The sequence below is a fragment of the Paraburkholderia sp. genome (genome assembly GCF_026225065.1).
Lineage (GTDB): Bacteria > Pseudomonadota > Gammaproteobacteria > Burkholderiales > Burkholderiaceae > Paraburkholderia.
This window is the reverse complement of the sequence record NZ_JAMFSB010000095.1, coordinates 1-5,196: the sequence shown is the minus strand read 5'-3', so window position 1 is coordinate 5,196 and position 5,196 is coordinate 1. Positions and strand designations below refer to the sequence as shown.

5 protein-coding genes are annotated in these 5,196 nt (G+C 61.3%); 1 reads left to right on the top strand and 4 read right to left on the bottom strand.

Features of this window, described 5'->3' with window-relative positions:
- Positions 1 to 1,288, bottom strand: a 1,288-nt coding sequence (locus M0954_RS07280) for an EAL domain-containing protein (protein WP_297352383.1), incomplete at its 3' end; no start/stop codon positions are given.
- 272 nt (positions 1,289 to 1,560) lie between these two features.
- Between M0954_RS07280 and M0954_RS07275 the strand changes: the two genes are divergently transcribed.
- On the top strand, positions 1,561 to 2,298 hold the full coding sequence (locus tag M0954_RS07275; RefSeq protein WP_122154377.1) for an acetoacetate decarboxylase: 738 nt from the start codon (positions 1,561 to 1,563) through the stop codon (positions 2,296 to 2,298).
- Between the two features lie 95 nt (positions 2,299 to 2,393).
- Here the strand turns inward: M0954_RS07275 and M0954_RS07270 are convergent, their stop codons facing one another.
- The 3 genes from M0954_RS07270 to M0954_RS07260 all read right to left on the bottom strand — a co-directional run.
- Positions 2,394 to 3,188 carry an ABC transporter substrate-binding protein gene (locus tag M0954_RS07270; RefSeq protein WP_297352381.1) on the bottom strand — a complete coding sequence of 265 codons (795 nt, stop codon included), beginning with the start codon at positions 3,186 to 3,188 and terminating at the stop codon, positions 2,394 to 2,396.
- Positions 3,189 to 3,380: 192 nt separating this feature from the next.
- Entirely contained in the window at positions 3,381 to 4,433 is a 1,053-nt protein-coding gene (astE, locus tag M0954_RS07265) for a succinylglutamate desuccinylase (RefSeq protein WP_297352379.1), read from the bottom strand.
- A partial coding sequence (locus M0954_RS07260; protein ID WP_297352377.1) for an N-succinylarginine dihydrolase occupies positions 4,417 to 5,196 on the bottom strand: 780 nt, incomplete at its 5' end. The genes M0954_RS07260 and astE, both read right to left, overlap by 17 nt.

Below are 5,196 nucleotides of genomic sequence, written 5' to 3'. Positions count from 1 at the left end.
ACACGCGTTCAATTTCTTTCCATTCACCGCGCTCCAACGCATCGACCACCGACAGCAGCAGACCCAACACGCCCTCGCGACGCAAGATCGCCGCCTGAATCGGCTTCGACAACGTCAACACATTGAGGGTGTTCTCGATCGAGCCGCCGAATACTGCATCCACGAACGAAAACACACCCGTCAAGAATGCCGCATCGGCTTCGTCGCGACCGGCCTTCGGCAGACGCAGCACCGCCAGTTCCATAAAACGCGCGCGGGTGGCGGCGAGTTGCAGCAGCGGATCGTCTTCCAGCGCGACCTTGCGACCGTCCGCATACAGCAGCAACTGGGTCCAGCGGGCAATCCGGTTGGTGCCCGTTGCATTGATCGCTTCGCGCAGCGTGGTCACTTTATGGCCGACCGCAAGACCGCTCGAATTCGCCAGCTTCATCAGATGCATCACGAGCACCGGATTGAGCTTCAGCTCGGCTTCGAGCTGCGCGACCGTCGGGTCGCCGGCTAGCAACTGCAGCAGGTTCAATAACGCGTGACGCGGCGCACTCACCTTCCGCAGCGTCGCGGTTTGCGCGCGCGCAAAGTAATAGCCCTGAAATTTGTCGAAGCCGAGATTGAGGGCGGTTTCGAAATCTTCCTGTGCTTCGATGCCTTGGGCAATCAACAGTTTGCCCGCCGATTTCAACACGGTGGAAAGCTTCGGCAACAACGCGCGGGAGATGTGCGGAAGATCGATTTTCACGCGCTCGGCATACGGCAGCAGGCGCGCAAACGTGTCGCTGGGAACCACCACCGCGTCGAGCACGAAGCGGTAACGCCGTGCGTGCAGCACGACGATACGCGCAACCAGTTCGTCGTCCACTTCGATATCCGGCTGGAGCTCGAACAGGAAGCGCTCGGCCGGCAGGAGTTCGAGCGCCTCATCGAACAGCATCTCGCGATTGACGTCCAGATGGGCAAGGTGGCCGGCCAGCGCGCCGCGAACGCCCGAATGCATCAGCGCGGTTACGACGGACTGTGTGAAGGTGGGCTGCACGGCGACGCGCGGTTCGCCCTCGGCCGCGGCGGCCGCGGTTACATCATCGGGCACGGTATGCCCGGGTGCATCGGTACCGTCTGTGGTTTCGCCTGCGGGCGCTTCATTTACACAATGAAGCTTGAGTTCGTAGCCGCATAGCATGCCGTCGCGATCGAGGATCGGCTGGCGGGCGAAACAAGGCTTGATTGATGCGCCGTCAGCCCGACCGGGCTCACCGCCGGCCCGACTCGGATCGTCGACTTCGATGCTGGACATTCCATTCCCCCGATAAGCGCCCTGCGCTTCCTGCTGTTTTTTGCTTCTCACATGGCGCGCGATCGGACCCGAAATCGGGCTGAAAGCACCGCATGACGCCGCTTTGCGACGTTCATCGATTTTAGCGCAGGCCGCTCGCCTCGAACACGGCTATGCGCGATTTTCAAAAAATATTCAGCTCATGCATCGACAATGCGAGCAAGTCACGAATCGACGATACTCTTGTGCAGTGCAGAAGCGTTCCAACCCGCGATTAACCACCAAGGAAAAACATGGACGTCAAAAGCGTGCTAGACAATGCCTTCGCCATGCCGATTACGAGCCCGGCGTTCCCGATCGGCCCCTACCGGTTCATTAACCGGGAATTCCTGATCATCACTTACCGCACCGACCCGGCCAAGCTGCGCGCCGTCGTGCCCGAGCCGCTGGAAATCGGTGAGCCGCTGGTGCACTACGAGTTCATCCGCATGCCGGACTCGACCGGTTTCGGCGACTACACGGAAAGCGGTCAGGTGATTCCGGTGTCCTATAACGGCGTAGCCGGCAGCTACACGCTGGCGATGTATCTCGACGACCATCCGCCGATCGCAGGTGGCCGCGAACTGTGGGGCTTTCCGAAGAAGCTCGCCAAGCCGGTACTCGAAGTGCATACCGACACGCTCGTCGGCACGCTCGACTACGGTCCCGTGCGTATTGCCACCGGTACAATGGGCTACAAGCATCGCCAGCTCGATATCGTGCAGCAGAAGAAACGCCTCGAAGCGCCGAACTTCCTGCTGAAGGTCATGCCGCACGTCGACGGGACGGCGCGCATCTGCGAACTGGTGCGCTACTACCTGCAGGATATCGACCTCAAGGGCGCATGGACTGGGCCGGCTGCGTTGCAGTTGTCGCCGCACGCGCTCGCGCCGGTTGCGGAATTGCCGGTGCTGGAGATTGTCGAAGCGCGCCACTTGCTGGCGGATCTGACGCTCGGTCTCGGCGAAGTGGCATTCGACTATCTGAAGTAACCGCAGCCGCCGGATAGGGGTGCATCAGCAGCAACGGCCGCGAATGCGGCCGTTGTGCTTTGTGATGCTGTGCTGTTTAGGCGTAACGGTAGCGCTTACTTCACCACAACCTTGACGTTGAAGTACTTCGCCGCAAAGCGGTCGATCGTCCCATCGGCCTTCAGCTCCTTGAGCGCCTGGTTGAGCGCGTCCTTGAGTTGCGCATCGCCCTTGCGGATGCCGAAGCCCACTCCGCCGCCGAGCAGCTTCGCATCGCTGACGGGCGGCCCGGCGAATTCAAAGCCTGCGCCTTGCGGACGGGTCAGAAAGCCCTTCGATGCCGCTTCAGCGTCCTGGAATGCCGCATCCAGACGACCCGACGACAGGTCGGCGTAGATCTGATCCTGCGTCTGATACGGCACGACGTCGACACCGGCCGGCGCCCAGATCGCCTTGGCATACGTTTCCTGGATCGTGCCCTGCAGCACGCCGACGTGCTTGCCCTTCAATGATGCGGCAGTCGGCAGCAGACCGCTGCCCTTCTTCGCAATCATCTGGTTGGGGATCGTGTAGATCGGGTCCGTGAAGTCGATTGCGGCGCGGCGCTGCTCGGTGATCGTCATGTCCGAGTTGATCGCGTTGAACTTGCGCGCCTGCAGCGCCGGGATCAAACCGTCGAACGAATTCTCGACCCACACGCATTTCGCCTTCAGCTTGGCGCATACCGCATTGCCGATATCGATGTCGAAGCCTTGCAGATCGCCCGCCGGCGTCTTCGATTCGAACGGAGCATACGAGGCTTCGACGCCAAAGCGGATTTCCTTGATGTCGGCTGCCGACGCATTGCCTGCTGCTGCGGTTGTCGACGCAAAAAGTGCCAGCGCGGCCATGTTTCGCCAATTCATTTTCATGCGGTGTGTTCCTCTACGGGTATGAAATCAAACAGAGCTGAATCTGCGCTGCATGATTGCAGCGCCAGGAATGCGATTCAAGCTCACGCGGCCGGCGTAGTGCAGCGCAACCGGCCGCGAGGGCGGGATTGTACAGGGTGTGGGGAATGCGGCGATGGGCCCATCGCCGCTACGTGAAGTACGGCGGATTGTTTAAGCCAGCGCTGCGAGCGTCTCCTGGGTTGTCTCAACCACCAGCAGCCCGGCACGCAAACCTGGCTTCACAGTGGGATTCGGAAACACGATGCGCTCTTCGGCATGGCGCACCACGTAACGATAGTCGCCATCGCGCGCGAGCAGCGTGTCCTGTTCGAATGGCGTGAAGTTCGGCACGTCCGCTGCGACGAGCAATTCGAACGCATCGCTTTGCTTCGTGATCTGATCGATCACAGTGAACACGCGCGGCAACGGCGCGCCTGCATTGCCTTCGACGCCCGCCAGCAGATCACGCAATGCCTTATCTGCGCCGCCGAAACGCGCGAGGTCGTTCTGGCCAAACGGCCGCACCTTGCCGAGTTCCAGCGTGCAGGCCTCAGCGCCACACACCTGCGCAGTGAAATGGGAATACGTGTTGCCCTTCGTCGTGTGGAGCAGCACTGCCGCAATGGATGCATCGCGCAACCATTCGAACATCGCGCGTGAAAGCGGCGCACCGGTATGCGGCAGCAGCGCAAACTGCTCGAAAACCGACGCGCGAATCGCCGTATGCATGTCGACGTGCCAGCGAGCATCGGAGGCATCTGCGAAGAACTGCGTTGCCACCTGTTCCAGCGCAACCGCACGCGGCGTTTCGCGACTATTCGGCACCTGCGCATGCCACCCGCTGAAGAGGCGATTCAGGTCATCGTCAAGATAACGGCAGGCGGTGCGCATCGCTGCAACGTTGCCGAGTATCACCAGCAGACGGCACGCCAGCGCGGCCTGTCCTTCAGCGATATCGCGCACCACCAGCGATAGCAGCTCGATCGGCGCAGTCTCGTCGCCATGCACACCGGCCGAGGCCAGCACGCTTCGCGTGCCCGAAACCTCAGCAGGTTCGAATTGCAGGATGCCTTCATCGAGCCACGTCCAGCGCACACCATTTGCGCACACGCCCTTAGCCTCGCTCGCTGACGGCCGCGTGCCTGCCAGCGTGTACGCAAGAAAATCACTCAGCAACGCGTTGCTCGTGTCGTGTTTCATACGGTGCTCAGCGCTGGAAGTCATACAACGAACCCAGCCCAAGAATCTGCGTCAACTCATCTAGGGCCGTGCGCGACTCGAGCAGCAGGCTCGGATCGGTCAGATCGGCTGGCGCGAGGCGATCGCGATAGTGCTTTTCGATCCACCCATCGAGGCGGCCAAACAATGTGTCGTTGATCCACACACCGGGCGCGACTGCCGCGCGCTCAGCCTCGCTCAACACCACCCGCAAACGCAAACAAGCCGGCCCACCGCCGTTCTTCATGCTTTCGCGCAGGTCGAATATCAGCACGTCGTCGATCGGGCCATCGCGCGAGGTCAAGCCATCCAGATACTCGGCCACGCGCGGGTTTTCGCGGCACTCCTGCGGCACGACCAGGACCTGCTTGCCGTCGGGGCGCGTGAGCAACTGACTGTTGAACAGGTACGACGTCACTGCATCGCTCACACCCACCTGCCCGTCCGGGACTTCAATCACGTCGAACTTCGCATTGAGCTTGCCGAGCTTCGCTCGCAGTTCGTCGTACACCCCTTGCGGCTCGACGAACGCCAGCTCGTGACAGAACAACGTGTTGCGATTGCCGACCGCAATCACGTCGTTGTGAAACACCCCGGCGTCGATGACATCAGGATTCTGCTGCGCATAGACAGTGGCCGCTTCGGCAAGCCCATGACGCTGCGCAACCGCGCGGCTTGCCTCGAAAGTTTGACGCGCCGGATAGCGCTTCGGCTCCGGTCCGCGCCGATATTCGCTCCGGCCGTAGACGAAGAATTCGACACCCTGTGT